We start from the raw sequence: 15,807 nt of genomic DNA on the forward strand, positions 1-15,807 counted from the left end.
GGGATGATGACATGATGATTTCGCGTAGGACGTTCATCAAGGGCGCAGCAGGTGTCGCAGCTGGGATGCTCGCTTCACCTGTGCTAGTGCGTGCGCAGAAGAAGGTTGAGGTAATCCGCCTCGCAGGTCCCGGCAATGCATCGGGACGCCCTTACGGCTCGGGCTCGATCGGCGTGCTTCGGGCGCTGGAACTGCTTGAGAAAGAGTTTGAAGCGGATGGCATTCGCATCGAATGGCAATTTCCGCGCGGCACCGGCCCGGCAATCAACGAGGCGCTGGCAAATGGCCAGCTCGATTTCGCGAGCTATGGCGGTCTGCCCAACATCGTGGGCCGTGGCGCGGGTGTGCCGACAACCGTGATCTCGGCAACAGGCAACTCGCCGACCTATATCGGCGCAAGGCCGGCCGCCCAGATCAAGACGATCGCCGATCTGAAGGGCAAGAAGGTGGCCTTCCAGCGCGGCACGATCTTCGAGCTCTCGTTGTCGCGCATCCTGGAACAGGCCAACCTCACCAACAGTGACGTGGAGATCTACGACTTGCAGGGGGCCGATCAGGTCGCGGCGATCCAGTCGGGCGATGTCGATGCGTTGTTGGGTCAGGGCAACACGGTGCTCGCACTGGTCGACAAGGGTCTGGTTGAAGTGGCCTACAGCACGAAGGGCAGCCCCGCGCCCGGCGCGACCTTCGGTTCCTTCACCGTTCACAATCAATTCCGCGCCGACAATCCGGAGATCACGGAGCGCGTTCTTCGAACCTTCATCGCGGCCTCCCACTACGCCAGCCAGGAAGAGAATCGTGAAAAGCTGTACGACATCTTTGCCCTGACAGGTTCGCCGCGCGAAACTTACGTGCGCGACTATGAAGGCGACGCACTCACCGACCGCAATTCGCCGCTGCTGGATGGCTTCTACCGGGCCAACATCAAGGCTGGTCTCGACTTCACGGTCGCGCAGCGCCTGGTCCGGCGTCCGTTTGATCTCGATGAATGGATCGACGACAGCCTGCTGACGAAGGTCATCGCCGATCTCGGCTACCAGACTGTCTGGAACGCCCGGGATGCAGAAGGAAAGAAGGTCGGCTGACGGCTGACCGTAACTCCGCCAATCCACTCAGCCGCAGGAGACCTTCGTGATGTCGGAGATCAGCTACAAGTCGCCTCTTGCCGCCACCTTGAGCGGCCGCTTCGCCGATAAAGCTGCGATCGCATGGGGGCGCCTGCGCGACCACGCCACGGCGATTGCACTCGGCCTGGTTGTGCCACTCGGCGTTCTAGCCTTATGGTCTTATGCGGTTCAGCAACAATGGCTGGCAGAACAGATCCTGCCGTCGCCGTTGCTGGTGTGGGAGACCTTCTTTGATCTCCTCGCCACCGGCGAACTGCAGCGTGAGTTGCTGGTCAGCCTTGGCCGCGTCGTAGCGGGGCTTGTCGCGGGCGGTGGTCTGGGGCTTGTGGCTGGACTGAGCTTCGGCCTCTGGCGTCCGCTAGACATCTATGTGTCGCCAACGATCCGCGCCATCTGTCTCGTGCCGTCACTTGGCTGGCTGCCCTTCTTCATGCTGATGTTCGGCATCGGCGAAGCGCTCAAGATCATCCTCATCGCCAAGACCTGCTTCCTGCCGCTGATGGTGGCGTCCTATGAGGGCTTGCGCAATCGTCCCCGCAAGTATGACGAGGTGGCAGCCGTCCTTGAACTCCCCTGGGCAACGCGCGTCGGCATCGTGATCTGGCCTTCCATCCTGCCATCTATTCTCACCGGCCTGCGTCTTGCTTTGTCCAAGGGCTGGAAAGCCCTGATCCTGGTGGAGATGATCTCGTCGGCGGCCGGCATCGGCTATCTCATGATGTGGGGCCGCAAGGCGTTTCAACTCGACGTCGTTTTTGCCACGATCATCGTCATCGGACTCGTGGGCTGGCTATTGGATTGGGCGCTGCTGAAAAGCCAGATGCGGGCCACCGGCTGGTCTTTCAAGGCCGTGGGTTAGGAGGCCGCCATGAGCGACACCGTCGAGCGTCCTGAAACCGGCCTGTTCTGGAAAGCCCTGCTTCTCCCGGCGGCGTTGATCGCCCTGTGGGCTGCGGCGGATGCGGCCGGATGGTCCAACCGCGATCTGTTTGTTTCGCCGCTGCAAGTCGTACAGTCCGCGATCGCCGGCTTTGCCGATGGAAGCCTGTCGGGCGCCACGGCAGCCACCCTGTTGCGCGCTTTGGCAGGCTGGATCATCGGCGCCGGCGCGGGCCTCCTTGTCGGCACTTTGATCGGCATCTCGGGCCTGGCACGCGGCCTCTTCAATCCCACGATCAACAGCCTGCGCCAGATCGCCTTGTTTGCTTGGATCCCGCTTCTGTCAGCCTGGTTCGGCAATGGCGAGACAATGAAGATCACGCTGATCGCGCTCGGAGCCTTCTTCCCGATGGCGCTGGGCGCGCAAGCGGGATGCCAGAACGTGCCGGAAGGCTGGCGTGAGGTCGGCAAGGTGCTGGAACTCAGCCGCCGGGATACGCTGCGCTCCATCATCCTGCCGGCTGCCATGCCCTCCATCGTCGCTGGCGCGGAACTGTCGCTCAACGTGGCGTGGCTCGGTACGTTCGGCGCCGAATATCTGATCGGCACCGGCTACATCAACGGCATGGGCGATGGGCTGGGCGCATATCTCGCCGCCGCACGCGAATATGCGCGGATGGATCAGGTCCTGCTCGGCGTTCTTTTCCTCGGCCTGATCGGCGTGACGCTGGATCGGCTCGTTATCGGTTTTTCTAGGAAGGCTATTCCGTGGCACAGGCATTAAGCACGCGCGCTCCCGCGACCGAACCGGAAATAGGCGATGTCGTCGGCTCGGTGGAGATCAGGAACGTGTCCAAGACCTTCAGGGTCAAGGACCGCGAGGTTCACGCTCTCGACGACGTGTCCTTGTCGATCCGTCCACGCGAGTTCATCTCCATCGTTGGCCTATCAGGTTGTGGAAAGTCTACGCTGCTGCGCTTCTTGGCCGGGCTCGATACGCCGGACAAAGGCACGATCACCGTTGATGGCGCGGCGATTGCCGGACCGAGCTTGAAGCGCGGCATCGTTTTTCAGGATCACCGCCTGCTTCCCTGGCTTTCGGTGGAAAAGAACATCGGGCTTGCCCTGCGCACTGTTCTAGGAACGGCCGCCGAAAAGGCTGCACGGGTGGCGGAACTGATCGACCTCGTCGGTTTGAGCGGCTTTGAGTCCGCGCTGCCGCATCAGCTCTCGGGCGGCATGTCGCAGCGCGCCTCGATCGCGCGCGGCCTCGCGCCACGTCCGCCGCTTCTGCTTCTCGACGAACCGCTCGGCGCGCTGGATGCCTTGACCCGTGCACGACTGCAGGACGAGCTTCTCCAAATCTGGCAGCAGGAACAAAGCACGGTGATCATGGTGACCCATGATGTGGAGGAAGCCATCGTTCTGTCCGACCGCGTGATCGTTATGCAGCCGCGCCCCGGCAGGGTTCGCCGCATCGTCGATGTGCCCGGCCAACGCCCACGACGCCGCAGCGATCCTGATTTTGTTGCAGCGCGGGCGGAGATCGCGGATCTTCTGGAAACGTGAGGGCCTCACCCAGATCACGCAGCCGCTGACAATCTTGGCCATCGCGTGCTTGCTCTTGAGACCACAGAGAGTAATCCACGCCGCGGCTTGCTGGACAGTGCCATGAGCGCGAGCGTGCAAGGCGCTTCAGCAACACTAGGAGAACGCCTGCGAGGAACGGCCAGAGCCAGTCAAAGCCCGTATCAGGGTTGCGGCATGGACCGATGGACCAGCTGCGGCAACCAGTGTGACTACCGTCGTATAGAGGCTGACCATGCACCGAGCAGACGCCAAGCATAGGTGGTTCGAAGCAAGGCCGAGCCGCAGCTCATCACTCCAGCAGAACCGAGCTGTGCAATGCGGCTCAATAAGCGTTCGAAATCCTTGACATAGGCGCAGGTCGGCGAAGCCGCGTTGTAGGGAACGATGCCTGTTCAAAAAGAGGTATAGTCAAAGCGATCTGCTAGGTTTACCGCCGGCAACAGCGCGACGATGGCGGTAGCTGATTGGCGTTGAGCGCCCAAGTCGCCGGCCGCTCATCGACAACTTCTGGGCGCCAAGCGCGTTTTCCAAGCTCTAGCATCAGGCGACCGATCTGTTCGGTGATGCCTCCGTGGAACGGTCAATTAACGTAAGGATCTGTGACCCTGGCGGTAATTTGCATGCAGTCACTTGAAGCCAGCCCACTCAGCGACGTGACCTCCGGCATTTCACAGCGACCGTCCAAATAGTTAGTTTCCTTCTACGTTCTTGATTTCAAACGCATGCAGATGCCTGGTTTGCGCGATCGTCAGAGATATTATTGGAATAATCATCCTCCAGAACATCGATCATGGCGTCCCGCAAACTTGTCCTAGGCACCATCCTGTATCCAAGCGGGCACCATGTGGCGGCATGGCGTCATCCCTCGACGTCGGCCAGCGCCAATGTGGATGTCGACCACTACATCCGTTCGGCACGGGCAGCGGAGGAAGCCGGCTTCCACATCGCGTTCATCTCCGATCGCCTGGGCATTCCGCAAAGCCGGGCAGAGGCCTTGCAGCGCGTCGATGAATGGTCTCACGGTTTCGAGGCGCTGACACTTGCCGCTGCTGTCGCCACGGCCACAACGCGCATCGGCGTGATCGCCACAGCCTCTACGAGTTTCAACGAGCCGTACAATCTGGCGCGTCAGCTTGCTTCGCTCGACCTGATCAGCAAGGGCCGCATCGGCTGGAACATCGTGACGTCTTCGCTTGAGCAAGAGCGCGAGAACTTCAATCCGATACCGAGCTTCGATCATGCCGACCGCTATGAGCGCGCATCGGAATTCGTGGAGACCGTTCTGGCCCTGTGGGAAAGCTGGAACCCCGACAGCATTCTTCGCAACAAGCAAAGCGGCGTCTTCCTCGGGCCCGACGCGCTCAAAAGCGTGGATCATGAGGGTCGCTTTTTTCGAAGCAAGGGTCCGCTGAACGTCATTCCTTCCAGCCAGGACCACCCGATCCTTGCTCAGGCCGGTTCTTCCGATGCGGGCAAGGCGCTTGCAGCAAGGACCGCCGACGTCGTCTTCACGGCTCAACCGGATTTGGCGGCCGGCCGTGCCTTCTACCAGGACCTGAAGCAACGCCGCGGCGCTGAAGGCCGCTCATCCGATCATCTCCTGGTGCTGCCGGGCATCTTTCCCGTTGTCGGTCGAACGAGGGCGGAAGCGGAGGACAGATACGCCACGCTGCAGGACCTCATCCAGCCGGAGGTCGCTTTGTCTCTCCTGGAGACCTATCTGGGCGATGTCGATCTTTCCGGCGTCGACATCGATGGGCCGCTGCCTGATCTGCCGCAATCCAACTCCATCCGCAGTCGCCAAGGCCTGTTAACCGGCCTTGCGCGTCAGGAGGGGCTTTCCGTGATTGGACTGGCCCGCCGGATCGCCGGCGCGCGCGGTCATTGGCAGGTCATCGGCACGGCGGAAGACATCGCAGGCCAGATGGAAGACTGGTTCACCGCGGGCGCTGCCGACGGCTTCATGGTGCTCCCGCCAACCTTCCCCGATGGACAGGACGACTTCATCCGCGATGTCGTGCCGCTGCTGACCCATCGCGGCCTTTTTGAGCCCGATGTCACGGCTCGAACGCTGCGGCAACGCCTGAACCTGCCACGTCCGCTTCGGATGAACACCAAGACAGAGCGCAAGAGCGCCTGACCAATTCAAGATCAACGCATCAGCCAACTGGATCTTCAAAAATGCACTTCGCCTCTAAGACCACTCTTGTCGCTTCTCTTCTTCTTGCTGCCTCCTGGTCGGCGGCCAGCGCAAAGCCGATCACGGTCGTTGATCCCGGTTATGCGACTGCCCAGGGAACGGCCTATGTGGTCAAAGTCCTGCTTGAGGATCAGCTCGGCAAGGAAGTTTCGGTCGTCAACACGACGTCTGTCCCGGTGATCTGGGAAGCGCTGAACCGCAACAATGGCGAAGCCGACATCTGGACCGATGTCTGGCTGCCGAACCAGAAGGCGCTTGTCGATCAGTACGCTAAAGAAGGCGGCTCGGTAAAGCTGGCCAAGAACTTCTATGCCGGCACGCAAGGCTATTGCACGACAAAGGCCATTGCCGACAAGCACGACATCCACTCCGTTTACGATCTTTCCGACCCGAAAAAGGCTGCCGTCTTCTCGGCGGATAATGAAGGCAAGGGCAGAATCTGGGTCGGTGCGGCCGGCTGGCTTTCCACCAATATCGAAACGGTGCGGGCACGCGATTACGGCTTTGCCAACTTCTTCGATCTTCAGACCACCGATGAAGCCGTCGCCACTGCCGACCTCGACGCAGCGGTGAAGGCCGGCACGGGCTGGATCGGCTATTGCTATGGTCCGCACCAGAACTTCGCCCGCTACGAGCTGGAAGTGCTCGAAGAGCCAGCCCATGACGAAGCGAACTGGAAGGTCGTGGAAGCGTCCGACCCGAACTGGCTTGAGAAGTCCAGCATCAAGTCGGGCTACAAGGATGCCGAAATTCACATCGCCTATGCGAAGTCGCTCGCGGAAGCCGAGCCGGATGTCGCGGCCATCCTCGAGAAGGTGACCTTCACCACGGACGAGGTCAGCAAGCTTGCTTACGAAATCGCTGTCCAGAACAAGACGCCGGAAGCAGCCGCCAAGGAATGGCTGGCTGCCAACAAGGAAACCGTGGCCAACTGGCTCGGCAACTAAGGTGATGATCGAGCTGGAGGATCTCTGGAAAGTCTTTGGCACCGACGAGCAGGCCGTCTTACGCGAAGCTCGCCGCTCTTTGCCAGACCAGGAGATCCTCAAGCGCCATCGTGCGGTGATTGGTGTTGCCGGGGCACAGCTCAGCGTCGGGCACGGTGAATTGCTCTGCATCATGGGTTTGTCCGGCAGTGGCAAATCCACGCTCGTGCGGCTCATCAACCGGCTTCTTGAGCCCAGCGCCGGGCGCGTTCGCATCGATGGTCAGGACATCATCCAGCTTGGCAACAAGGCCCTGAGGGAGCTGAGATCGACGCGCATCGGGATGGTGTTCCAGTCCCATGCGCTGATCGATCATCTCTCGATCCGCGACAATGTCGCGCTGCCCCTCGAAATTCGCGGCGTGGCACGAACGCAGCGCGAAGACCGCGCCGACGAGCTCCTCGCACATGTCGGCCTGACCGGACTTGGCGACGGACGTGTCCGCGCGCTATCGGGCGGTATGCAGCAGCGCGTCGGACTTGCCCGCGCGCTTGCCGCAGATCCCGACATTCTCCTGATGGATGAGCCCTTTAGCGCGCTCGATCCTCTGATCCGCCACGATCTGCAAACGCAGTTCATGGCGCTGTCGGCCGATCTGCGGAAAACAACGGTCTTCGTCACGCATGATGTCGAGGAAGCCTTCCGCATCGCCGATCGTGTCGTCTTGATGCGGGCCGGCCGGATCGTCCAGATAGGCACGCCGCAGCAGCTGCTCGATCAGCCGGCCGACGACTACGTGGCCCGCTTCATGGGGCATACGAACCCCGCTTATCGCGAAAAGAAGCAGCCTCTTGAAGCGAGGGAAAACGCATGAGTGAGGGCACTGCGCGGGAACAAGCCATCGATCGCTTCGTCGGAAGCAATGGACCCTATTACAGACGCGCCTTCAAGACGATCGGCGAGCGCAAGGGCTATGTGCCTTCCTTCAATGTCGCTGCATTCTTGCTCGGTCCGATCTGGCTCAGCGGTCGCCGGATCTGGTCCGCTTTCTGGCCCTTCCTGATTGCGGACCTGCTCGCGGTCGTCATCATCGCCTATGCCCTGTCCGGCGGCGACAGCGTGGATCTGGCAGCGCGCGCCAACCAACTGGAAGACCTTGCCGCGCGTCGGCAGGTCGAGGCTCAGGATGCCAGCGCGCAAAACGCCGCATCCAATCTCGCCAAGTCGCTGTCTCGTTCCGCCACGGCCCTTCAGCAAGCCGCCGCCGATGCGCGGGAAACGGCTGAGCAGGCGCAGGCGGATACGTGGCTGTTCACCGCCATGGGCGTCGGCCTGCTTGCGGCATCGCGCCTCCTTCAGGGTGCCTTCTCCAACCACCTCGCGGAGCGCCGTTTTCGTGCCTGGCGGTTGGAAGGAGACGCGGCGAAAGGCGGGTTCAGCCTGCCGAGCGCTGCCGCCGCCGCAGTGCTTCTTGCCGTTCTGGTCCCGACCGTCCTCCTGAGCTTTGCGGATCGAACGCTCTTCCAGGCCGTCCCGAGCGATCCGACCTGGAACTCGCGAGCGGCCGAGTGGCTGGACGGCTTGATCGCCGCGATCAGTTTCGCCGTTCGCCCAGCTGCGATCGGGCTTACAGCCGGCATCAGCGCTGTTCTCGGTTTGATGGAAAACGCACTGACCGCGACGCCCTGGCCGGTGGTCATGGCCCTCATTCTCGCCGTTGCCTGGCAACTGGCAGGGTTCCGCGTCTTCCTGCTCACCTTCGTTGCCATCAGCTACCTGGCTCTGCTCGGCTATTGGGAAAAGAGCATGCAGACCGTGGCACTGCTGGGAACCGCAGCCTTCATCTCGATCGCCATCGGCATCCCGCTCGGCGTTCTGTGTGGCTACAACAAGCGCGTCGCAGCCTTCATCCGCCCGCTGCTCGATTTCATGCAGACGATGCCGGCTTTCGTTTACCTGATTCCGGTGATCGCCTTGTTCGGCATCGGCAAGCCGTCCGGCATCATAGCGACGATCATCTTCGGCATTCCTCCGGTTGTCAGGCTTACCGCGCTTGGCATCGCCAATGTGCCGCCTTCGGTAAGGGAAGCCGCGATCGCCTTTGGGGCATCCCGCTTGTTCCTTCTTCTGAAAGTCGATCTGCCGACGGCGGCGCCTTCGATCATGGCGGGTGTGAGCCAGACGATCCTGATGTGCCTGTCCATGGTCGTGATCGCCGCCTTGATCGGCGCGAAGGGTCTGGGCGAGGATGTCCTTCATGCCCTGCAATATGCCGCCCAGGGTCAAGGATTGCTTGCCGGCTTGGCAATCCTCGTTTGCGCCATCGTGCTGGATCGTATCGTGCAAGGCCGCGGCCGCCCGAGCCATTGAGGGATGCTGGGCGTGACGTAAACTCGGATTAACGTCACCGCATCATCAAATCCGGCACCGTCAAGTCAAGATCGCCCGGATTCGGGCTTGTTCATGGATTTTGACGGCAACTCAGAGCCTTTCGGCAGTAAGATCATCCATGGTTGGCCGGTTTATCCACTCAGCCTGACAGGCTGTCGATCGCAGCGGAGGAAAGCGACACGAGCAGGTTCCACCCGTCTTGCTGGTAGCAGCGGCGGGGTTCACATGCAGCGCCGTGACCGCCCACCACGGTGATGGGCACCAGATAAATGACGGAGCTGACCATGAACCCCGCAATGCAGATGCCTGCCATGCCGATGATGGGCATGATGCCAATGAACGGCATGATGAACATGATGCCGATGATGAACCCGATGATGATGGGCATGAACCCGATGATGTCGGGCATGATGCCGACCATGATGTGCCGCATGACCATGGAAATGACCGATCAGGGCATGGTCTGCAAGATGATGCCGATGGACGGCATGTCCAACGAGATGTTCAACGAATGCTGCAAGCGTATGGCTGAATGCATGAATGGCGGCATGCCCATGATGATGGCCTGCGGCGGCATGATGATGATGTGCATGAAGGGCTGAGCCTTCAGCCAGGTATGCGTACCCAAAGGGTCGGCATGCTGGCCCTTTTCTTTTGAAAATGGCTCAGCGTCGTGTCAGCCGACCGTTTCGAGATAGGTCATCACGAGATAGGCAACGGCTTCGCTATCGCCTGTATTGTGGTAGCTGTGTGCGACATCCGCCTCAAACAGCAGGGCATCGCCTGCATTCAAGGTTTGAGGATTGGCTTGTCCGACCTTGATGTCCAGGGACCCTTCAGCAACCACGAGATTTTCCACGGTTCCGGCCTGGTGCGCATGCGAAGCCTGGAAGTGGTTCGCAGCGATCCGCAACTCGTAGAACTCGACCTTGCGTTTGCCATCGAACGGAAACAGGGCGCGGGAGATAAAGCCCCCGTCGCGCGAAGTGAGAAGCTTGGCATCCTTGCGGCGCAACACTGTCACGCCTGGAAGCCGGTGACTTTCGAGAAGCGTGGCAAAGGGAATGTTCAGCGCGGTCGATACGCGCCAAAGAAGGCTGATGGTCGGTGCACTTTTGCCGGTCTCGATCTGCCCCAGCATGGCGCGGCTGACGCCTGAAAGCTTGGCCAACCGTTCCAGCGAATGCCCGCGTTGTGTTCGCAGTCGACGAAGATTGCGCCCCAGCAGCAGAGCCAGTTCTGTTTGTGCCTCCGGCGACGGATCTGCCGTCTCCACGCCTGCCTGCACCGAAGACGGTTTCAGCCGGCCGTCGCGTGCGGTCTGCTGCAGCTGTTGTTCACTCACCGCTTCCTTATGCCCTCAATTTGCCTGTTCGAGGGGGCTGGGCATCATGAAGACGGGAACATACCAAACGGGCATCCATGCAACGGGCATCGCCACGAAGCCGCCAATGGCCGGTGCGGGCATATTCGGTCTCGCCGATTGATCCCGCGCCTTCCGGTAAGCTTGAAAGTCAATCACTTCTGCGGTCGACGCGGACATGAGGCACCTCGGTTCTTGCAAGTCGACGCAAAGCTTGGTCGAAGTTGCCTCATGCGTGAAGGATGGGCTTTCCAAAGTTAGGGCTTCTCGGAAAGTACGGTTCCAGAAAGTCGTTTGTCAGCGACCGGCGCGTGGCAGCAAGGTTGGCTTGTCCAAGTTGTCCGGTCTGCAGAAACGTTGCCTGATATCGGCAGCAAGCGACACGGCATGGAAGGTGTCACGCTCCGGCGCCTCATACGACGTTGGGCCGCCAAGCCTCCGCTGGCGACCCAAATCTCAGGGGCGGTTCTTTGTACAAGCCCGCAACATGTCGATAAGCCGGACATGTCGCAGGACTTGGCACGTCCGGTCAGCCCTTCTTCAACGCTCCGTTTTCCCAACCTTCGAACTTGCCTGTGAAGAAATCGACGTTCTTGAAGCCGAGAAGAGACAGGACGGTATAGCTATGCGTCAGCTGGACGCCGCCGCGCGTGAACAAGATGACGCGCTTATCCGGCGTAACGCCAACTTCCGAATAAATCTGCTTCAGCGCTTCCGGCGTCTTGAGCACTCGATTTTCGTCCAGCGTCGAATCCCAGAACACGTTGACGGAACCCGGAATCTGTCCCGCGCTGTAATCGGAAGGCGAACGAACATCCACCACGACCACTTTCGGATCCTTCGCCAGATCCTTGACCTGCGCTTCGGTCAGGAAGTGAGGCTGTCCTTGTCCGGCATCACCAGACGCTTCCCCTACCCCGAACGTGTAGTTGCCGAGGGCCAGCGATTGGCCGGCCTTTGGATCGCGGCTCCATTCATCCCAGCTTTCGTCATAAAGACGGATATTGGTATAGCCGAGATTGCGTAAAGCGATGTAGTTGTTCGCCGCGGCGACACCACTACCGCAATAAGAAAGAATCTCCTTGCTCTTGTCGATGCCGCGGGATGCCAGCAAGTTGCTGATGACTTCTTCCGGCTGGATCTTGCTGTCCTTGGTGAGAAGGCTCGAGGCAACAAGCGACTTGGCCCCGGGAATATGGCCATCGACAAAGGCATCGGCCTGGCGACCATCGACGATCACCGTGTCCTGCGAGCGAAGCTTCGATTCCACATAGGCCTTGTCGACGCGAACATCATGCTTGTCGACGAGCTTGAAGTCGCTTTTCGTAACTTGAACCGGCTCGGTCGAAAGCTCTCCCGAGTAAGCGCCGACACCGCCATCCAGAACGTGGATGTTCTTGAAACCGGCATATTCCAGCGCGATAAACGCACGGCCGGGAAGTGAGTTGGTGTCATAGATCAGGAGGGTGTCGTCCGCCTTGAGCCCCGCGCTGCTGATGACCTCCTCGAACACTTTGTCTTCCGCAAATTCATTACGAATGCCGTCGCGCTCGGAGACGTTGAGCTTGGCCCAGGGCAGGTTGACCGCACTTGGGATATGTCCCCGCTCGAAGGCCGCCGCCTGACGCGAGTCCACCACCTTGGCGCCCTTATCAGCCAGTTCTTTGAACTGCTGCTCGTTGACGATAATGGGATAGGCTGCGTCCTGCGCAAAGGCTTCGGATCCGACGCTGGCCGGGACAAGCGTGCTGACTACAGGCATGGCGCTCAACGCCAACATAGATATCGTACCGGCAAGAAGGACGTTCTTCACGGATTGGATCGGCATACTGGTCTCCTGGAGCTTAATGGTCGGATCTTCATGGACCGCAGCGGTTGAGACAATGAATGGATTTGTAAAGTTGACAGGCTCAGCGAATTTGTTTTTCGTCTTCGCGGAACTGAAGCCAAGTTATTCCAGAACGACCTTCTCCCATCCTGTCAGGAACGCATCCCATCCGGGAAATAGTTGGAAAAGCATGATCTGGATCGATCGATCGAAGCCGAACCAGATCGCAAGCCCAACCAGCACGATCAGGAGGCCCATGGCCTGCTGGATCCGTTCGCTGTTGTGCTTCAAGAAGCCGATGCGGCGATAGACGCGGGTACCGAACAGAACGAAGAGCCCCATCGGCAACGCGGTCCCGAGGCTAAAGGCGATCGCGGTCAATCCAGAGGCCATGGTCGTTTGTTGATTGAGCGCCAAGGTGATGACCGACCCCATGATCGGCCCGACACAGGGCGTCCACGCAAGTCCCAGGCCCGCGCCGGACACCAGCCCTCCGCCGAAGCCACTGCCTCCTGACCCTGCTGCCACCAGACTCGAGGTCAGCCCCGAAGCAGCGAGTTGAAAGCGCAGTTTCAGCGCGGGAACGGCAAGCACCATGCCGAGCCCGACAAAAATCGTTGCCGCTGCAACGCGGTGAATGTCCGGCGAGATCGGAAACTGCTGGACCAGGAGGCTTAAGAGCAGCGTGATGGCGGTAAAGAATGTGGCAAAACCGATAATGAGACCCAACGGCCGGGCTCGGCCTTCCAAAGCCGTGCTTGCCAGAAGCACGGGTAAAAGCGGCAACACGCAGGGCGACAGGATCGTCACCACGCCTGCAAGAAAGGCGAAGGCGATGGTCATCGCGTGCGGGTATTCTCGTTCAGTCCCTTCACCCCGCCGGAATTCCACAGCTTGACGCGACCGGCATCGCCATCGAGCAGCACAAACGTGTCCTGATAGGTGACGCCATACTGCGCCTTTAAAGCGGTTTCCCGATCATAGTCGGCGATGACGAGCGTAAGTTCAGGATCGATATCGTTCCATTTTTCCTGAAGCTCGCTCAACGTCAGGATGCAGTTGGGACACCAGGTCGCGAAGAAGAACACCACCGTCTTGCCATTCCTGGCCAGCGCCTTCAGGTCGGTCTCGACGCCATACTGCACCAGCTGGGCTCTTTGAGTTTGCTCCTGGGCAAATGCCGGAGCTTGGACGGCGACCAGCGTCATCGAAACACATGCGAACGCAAGACATATGAAGGCTTCACGAAGACGGCTTGCAAGCACGGGACATTCCTCAAGGTTCGATTCAAAACTAACGCCCGACGTCGCTCTTCTGAAGAACGAGCCTTCCACAACCACAATCGGAGGAGGATAAATTTTCCTCCTGCGCGCACTTCTAGAAAGGCCATCGTTGTCTTGGCCGTTCGGAAAATGGGATAAGATCGTCATAGAGGAATTACGCCTATGACCGTCTCAGCCGTGACCGAAAGCCGGTTGCGTCCACCCATCGAAGTGTCGCCTTTGGCGACCATCCTGCTTGCAATCGTTCTCGGCAGCATCGCTATCGGATGGCTGGTCAGCGCCACGCAGGCGCTTCTTTTTCTGACCGGCAGCATGCTTGGCATTGCCTTGTATCAAGCATCCTTCGGCTTCACCGGCGGCTGGCGCCGCTTTGCGACCGAGGGTCGGTCGCGCGGGATGCGGACGCAGTTCCTGATGATCGGCTTGACGGCCATCATCTTCATTCCGCTTCTCAGCGGCGTAAGTCCTTTTGATCAAACCCTCGTCGGTGCGTGGGCACCTGTCGGTGTTTCGGTTGTCCTCGGCGCGTTTCTTTTCGGCGCCGGAATGCAACTGGGCGGTGGTTGCGGCTCAGGCACACTGTTTACGGTCGGCGGCGGAAGCAGTCGCATGCTCGTGACGCTCACGGGCTTCGTGGTCGGGGCCGTCGTCGGCACGGCGCATCTGCCTTTCTGGCTATCTCTGCCATCCCTGCCGGCCATCAAGTTCGGAGAGGCCTTTGGTCCGCTGATCGGGACCGGCCTGACGCTTGCCGGCATAACCGCCATCATCGGCATTCTCGCTGTTTTCGAAAAGCGGCGGCACGGAAACGTGGAGTCTATCGTCTCAGGCTTGTCCGATTTCAAGGGCAGCAAGGTCCTGTTCGGTCCTTGGCCGCTGATCATCGCGGCTCTCGTCCTTGTCGCAGGCAACGTTATGACACTGCTGCTTGCCGGTCATCCCTGGTCGGTCACCTATGGTTTCGGTCTTTGGGGCGCAAAGATCTTTTCAGCCATCGGCATTCCGGTTGCAGACTGGGCCTTCTGGCAGGCGCCGGCGCAAAAGCTGGCATTCACCCGAAGCGTGCTGTTTGATGTCACCTCGGTGATGAACTTCGGCGTGATCCTGGGTGCGGCGCTTGCGGCTTGTTTGGCGGGCCGGTTCGCCCAGAAATCGGATGTGCCGCTCGCCTCCTACGCAGCCGCCATCCTCGGCGGACTGTTGATGGGATATGGGGCCCGCCTGTCCTTTGGATGCAATATCGGCGCATTGTTCAGCGGCATCGCATCGGGAAGCCTACATGGCTGGGTGTGGTTTGTCCTGGCCTACATAGGCAGCCTGCTCGGGATCGCGTTGCGCCCGCTCTTCGGCCTCGATGGGTTCAAGAAGGCATGAGCAAGAAGAATACGCTGCTGTTCGGAGCGTCCCTCGCCGCCGCTCTCGGTGCGATCACCGCCGATTATGCTGCGAGCGAAGCGCCTCCAGCCGCCATCGCGAAGGATCAAACCTCCAATCCCTGCGCCGCAGCGCCACCCACAATGCCACGCCAGCGCAGCTATGATGATCTGGCAAACGAATATAGCGGCGGGCCTGCAGCTGCGCCGGCACCCGAACCTGCCCCACCCCCGGATCCGGCAAGCAATCCCTGCTCCGCCGGCACCCTCTGATGGCATCCGAGGACCAAGTCCGTGCCACGCAGGAAATCGCCTATTGCGAAGCGATCCTTGCGAAGTCGAGCTCGAATGTGTTGCTTAAGGTTCTGCCTCAAACCGGCTTAGAGACCTGGAAGCATTACCCTCAAACGGACGTCTATGATCCGCAGAGTGGTGCGCAATGGTATTATCATTGCCACGACGATTCTCCGGGGAAAGGAGAGCACGGGCACTTCCACTGCTTCGTCAGACCAGATGGAATGCACAGTGCCGCCTGCCACCTGATTGCAGTCGGCGTCGACCGGCTTGGTCATGTCACCCGGCTGTTCACCGTCAATCAATGGGTGGTTGGCGGCGATTGGAGTGATGCCGAGACTACAAACAGCTACCTCGATCGTTTCAACGTCGAACTCGCCGAGCCGGACTACCTTGTGAATCGGTGGCTGACAGCGATCGTCACGCGCTATGAGGACATCATTCGCCAACTCAACCTTGATCGAGACCTTTGGCTTGAACAACAGGATCGCGAGCTTGGCGATCTCCTCGCCGACAAGAACATCGAGGTTCTTTCGGAACTCAGGCTCTAGCG

Annotated in this window: 17 protein-coding genes; 12 read left to right on the forward strand and 5 right to left on the reverse strand. The window is 60.1% G+C overall.

Annotated elements, in window-relative coordinates; translation table 11 throughout:
- The first annotated feature begins 11 nt into the window (after positions 1-11).
- The 8 genes from IE166_RS16920 to IE166_RS16955 all read left to right on the forward strand — a co-directional run bounded on the left by IE166_RS16920 (position 12) and on the right by IE166_RS16955 (position 9,092).
- A complete protein-coding gene (locus IE166_RS16920; protein WP_189506273.1) occupies positions 12-1,085 on the forward strand; it encodes a substrate-binding domain-containing protein in 1,074 nt (357 codons plus the stop codon).
- 49 nt (positions 1,086-1,134) lie between these two features.
- Positions 1,135-1,986 carry an ABC transporter permease gene (locus IE166_RS16925; protein WP_189506275.1) on the forward strand — a complete coding sequence of 284 codons (852 nt, stop codon included), beginning with the start codon at positions 1,135-1,137 and terminating at the stop codon, positions 1,984-1,986.
- 9 nt (positions 1,987-1,995) lie between these two features.
- On the forward strand, positions 1,996-2,790 hold the full coding sequence (locus tag IE166_RS16930) for an ABC transporter permease (RefSeq protein ID WP_189506277.1): 795 nt from the start codon (positions 1,996-1,998) through the stop codon (positions 2,788-2,790).
- A complete protein-coding gene (locus IE166_RS16935; protein WP_244641545.1) occupies positions 2,775-3,575 on the forward strand; it encodes an ABC transporter ATP-binding protein in 801 nt (266 codons plus the stop codon). Before IE166_RS16930 ends, IE166_RS16935 begins: the two co-directional genes overlap by 16 nt.
- A gap of 811 nt (positions 3,576-4,386) precedes the next feature.
- Positions 4,387-5,736, forward strand: a complete 1,350-nt coding sequence (locus tag IE166_RS16940) for an LLM class flavin-dependent oxidoreductase (RefSeq protein WP_189506279.1) — start codon at positions 4,387-4,389, stop codon at positions 5,734-5,736.
- 41 nt (positions 5,737-5,777) lie between these two features.
- A complete protein-coding gene (locus tag IE166_RS16945) occupies positions 5,778-6,743 on the forward strand; it encodes an ABC transporter substrate-binding protein (protein WP_189506281.1) in 966 nt (321 codons plus the stop codon).
- Between the two features lie 4 nt (positions 6,744-6,747).
- Complete coding sequence (locus IE166_RS16950; RefSeq protein ID WP_189506283.1) at positions 6,748-7,596, forward strand: ATP-binding cassette domain-containing protein; 849 nt, start codon at positions 6,748-6,750, stop codon at positions 7,594-7,596.
- A complete protein-coding gene (locus IE166_RS16955; RefSeq protein ID WP_189506285.1) occupies positions 7,593-9,092 on the forward strand; it encodes an ABC transporter permease in 1,500 nt (499 codons plus the stop codon). Before IE166_RS16950 ends, IE166_RS16955 begins: the two co-directional genes overlap by 4 nt.
- A gap of 160 nt (positions 9,093-9,252) precedes the next feature.
- On the opposite strand, the gene IE166_RS20835 is transcribed toward IE166_RS16955, so the two are convergent.
- Positions 9,253-9,522, reverse strand: a complete 270-nt coding sequence (locus tag IE166_RS20835; protein WP_280514887.1) for a hypothetical protein — start codon at positions 9,520-9,522, stop codon at positions 9,253-9,255.
- On the opposite strand from IE166_RS20835, the gene IE166_RS20735 reads away from it, so the two are divergent.
- The gene (locus tag IE166_RS20735) at positions 9,521-9,715 is read left to right on the forward strand and encodes a hypothetical protein (protein WP_244641558.1); all 195 of its coding nucleotides are present in this window, start codon (positions 9,521-9,523) and stop codon (positions 9,713-9,715) included. The genes IE166_RS20835 and IE166_RS20735 overlap by 2 nt on opposite strands.
- Positions 9,716-9,789: 74 nt before the next feature.
- Here the strand turns inward: IE166_RS20735 and IE166_RS16965 are convergent, their stop codons facing one another.
- The 4 genes from IE166_RS16965 to IE166_RS16980 all read right to left on the reverse strand — a co-directional run bounded on the left by IE166_RS16965 (position 9,790) and on the right by IE166_RS16980 (position 13,512).
- Positions 9,790-10,401 (reverse strand): helix-turn-helix domain-containing protein, encoded by a 612-nt coding sequence (locus tag IE166_RS16965; protein WP_189506505.1) that lies wholly within the window; start codon positions 10,399-10,401, stop codon positions 9,790-9,792.
- 604 nt (positions 10,402-11,005) lie between these two features.
- Entirely contained in the window at positions 11,006-12,304 is a 1,299-nt protein-coding gene (locus tag IE166_RS16970) for a rhodanese-like domain-containing protein (protein ID WP_189506289.1), read from the reverse strand.
- Positions 12,305-12,427: 123 nt separating this feature from the next.
- Positions 12,428-13,147, reverse strand: a complete 720-nt coding sequence (locus IE166_RS16975; RefSeq protein ID WP_189506291.1) for a cytochrome c biogenesis CcdA family protein — start codon at positions 13,145-13,147, stop codon at positions 12,428-12,430.
- Positions 13,144-13,512: a TlpA family protein disulfide reductase gene (locus IE166_RS16980; protein WP_189506293.1), complete on the reverse strand. Its 369-nt coding sequence runs from the start codon at positions 13,510-13,512 to the stop codon at positions 13,144-13,146. Before IE166_RS16980 ends, IE166_RS16975 begins: the two co-directional genes overlap by 4 nt.
- Positions 13,513-13,749: 237 nt before the next feature.
- Here IE166_RS16980 and IE166_RS16985 point away from each other — a divergent pair, with 237 nt between their 5' ends.
- Genes IE166_RS16985 through IE166_RS16995 form a run of 3 tightly spaced genes read left to right on the forward strand, consistent with a single transcriptional unit; the run spans position 13,750 to position 15,805 of the window.
- The gene (locus tag IE166_RS16985; protein ID WP_189506295.1) at positions 13,750-14,961 is read left to right on the forward strand and encodes a YeeE/YedE family protein; all 1,212 of its coding nucleotides are present in this window, start codon (positions 13,750-13,752) and stop codon (positions 14,959-14,961) included.
- Positions 14,958-15,233 carry a hypothetical protein gene (locus IE166_RS16990; protein ID WP_189506298.1) on the forward strand — a complete coding sequence of 92 codons (276 nt, stop codon included), beginning with the start codon at positions 14,958-14,960 and terminating at the stop codon, positions 15,231-15,233. The genes IE166_RS16985 and IE166_RS16990 overlap by 4 nt, the downstream gene beginning before the upstream one ends.
- Positions 15,233-15,805, forward strand: coding sequence for a DUF6969 family protein (locus IE166_RS16995; protein ID WP_189506300.1), 573 nt, complete (start codon positions 15,233-15,235; stop codon positions 15,803-15,805). The genes IE166_RS16990 and IE166_RS16995 overlap by 1 nt, the downstream gene beginning before the upstream one ends.
- The last annotated feature ends 2 nt before the right edge of the window (positions 15,806-15,807 follow it).

Origin of the sequence: Tianweitania populi (genome assembly GCF_014652875.1) — a bacterium.
Taxonomy (GTDB): Bacteria; Pseudomonadota; Alphaproteobacteria; order Rhizobiales; family Rhizobiaceae; genus Tianweitania; species Tianweitania populi.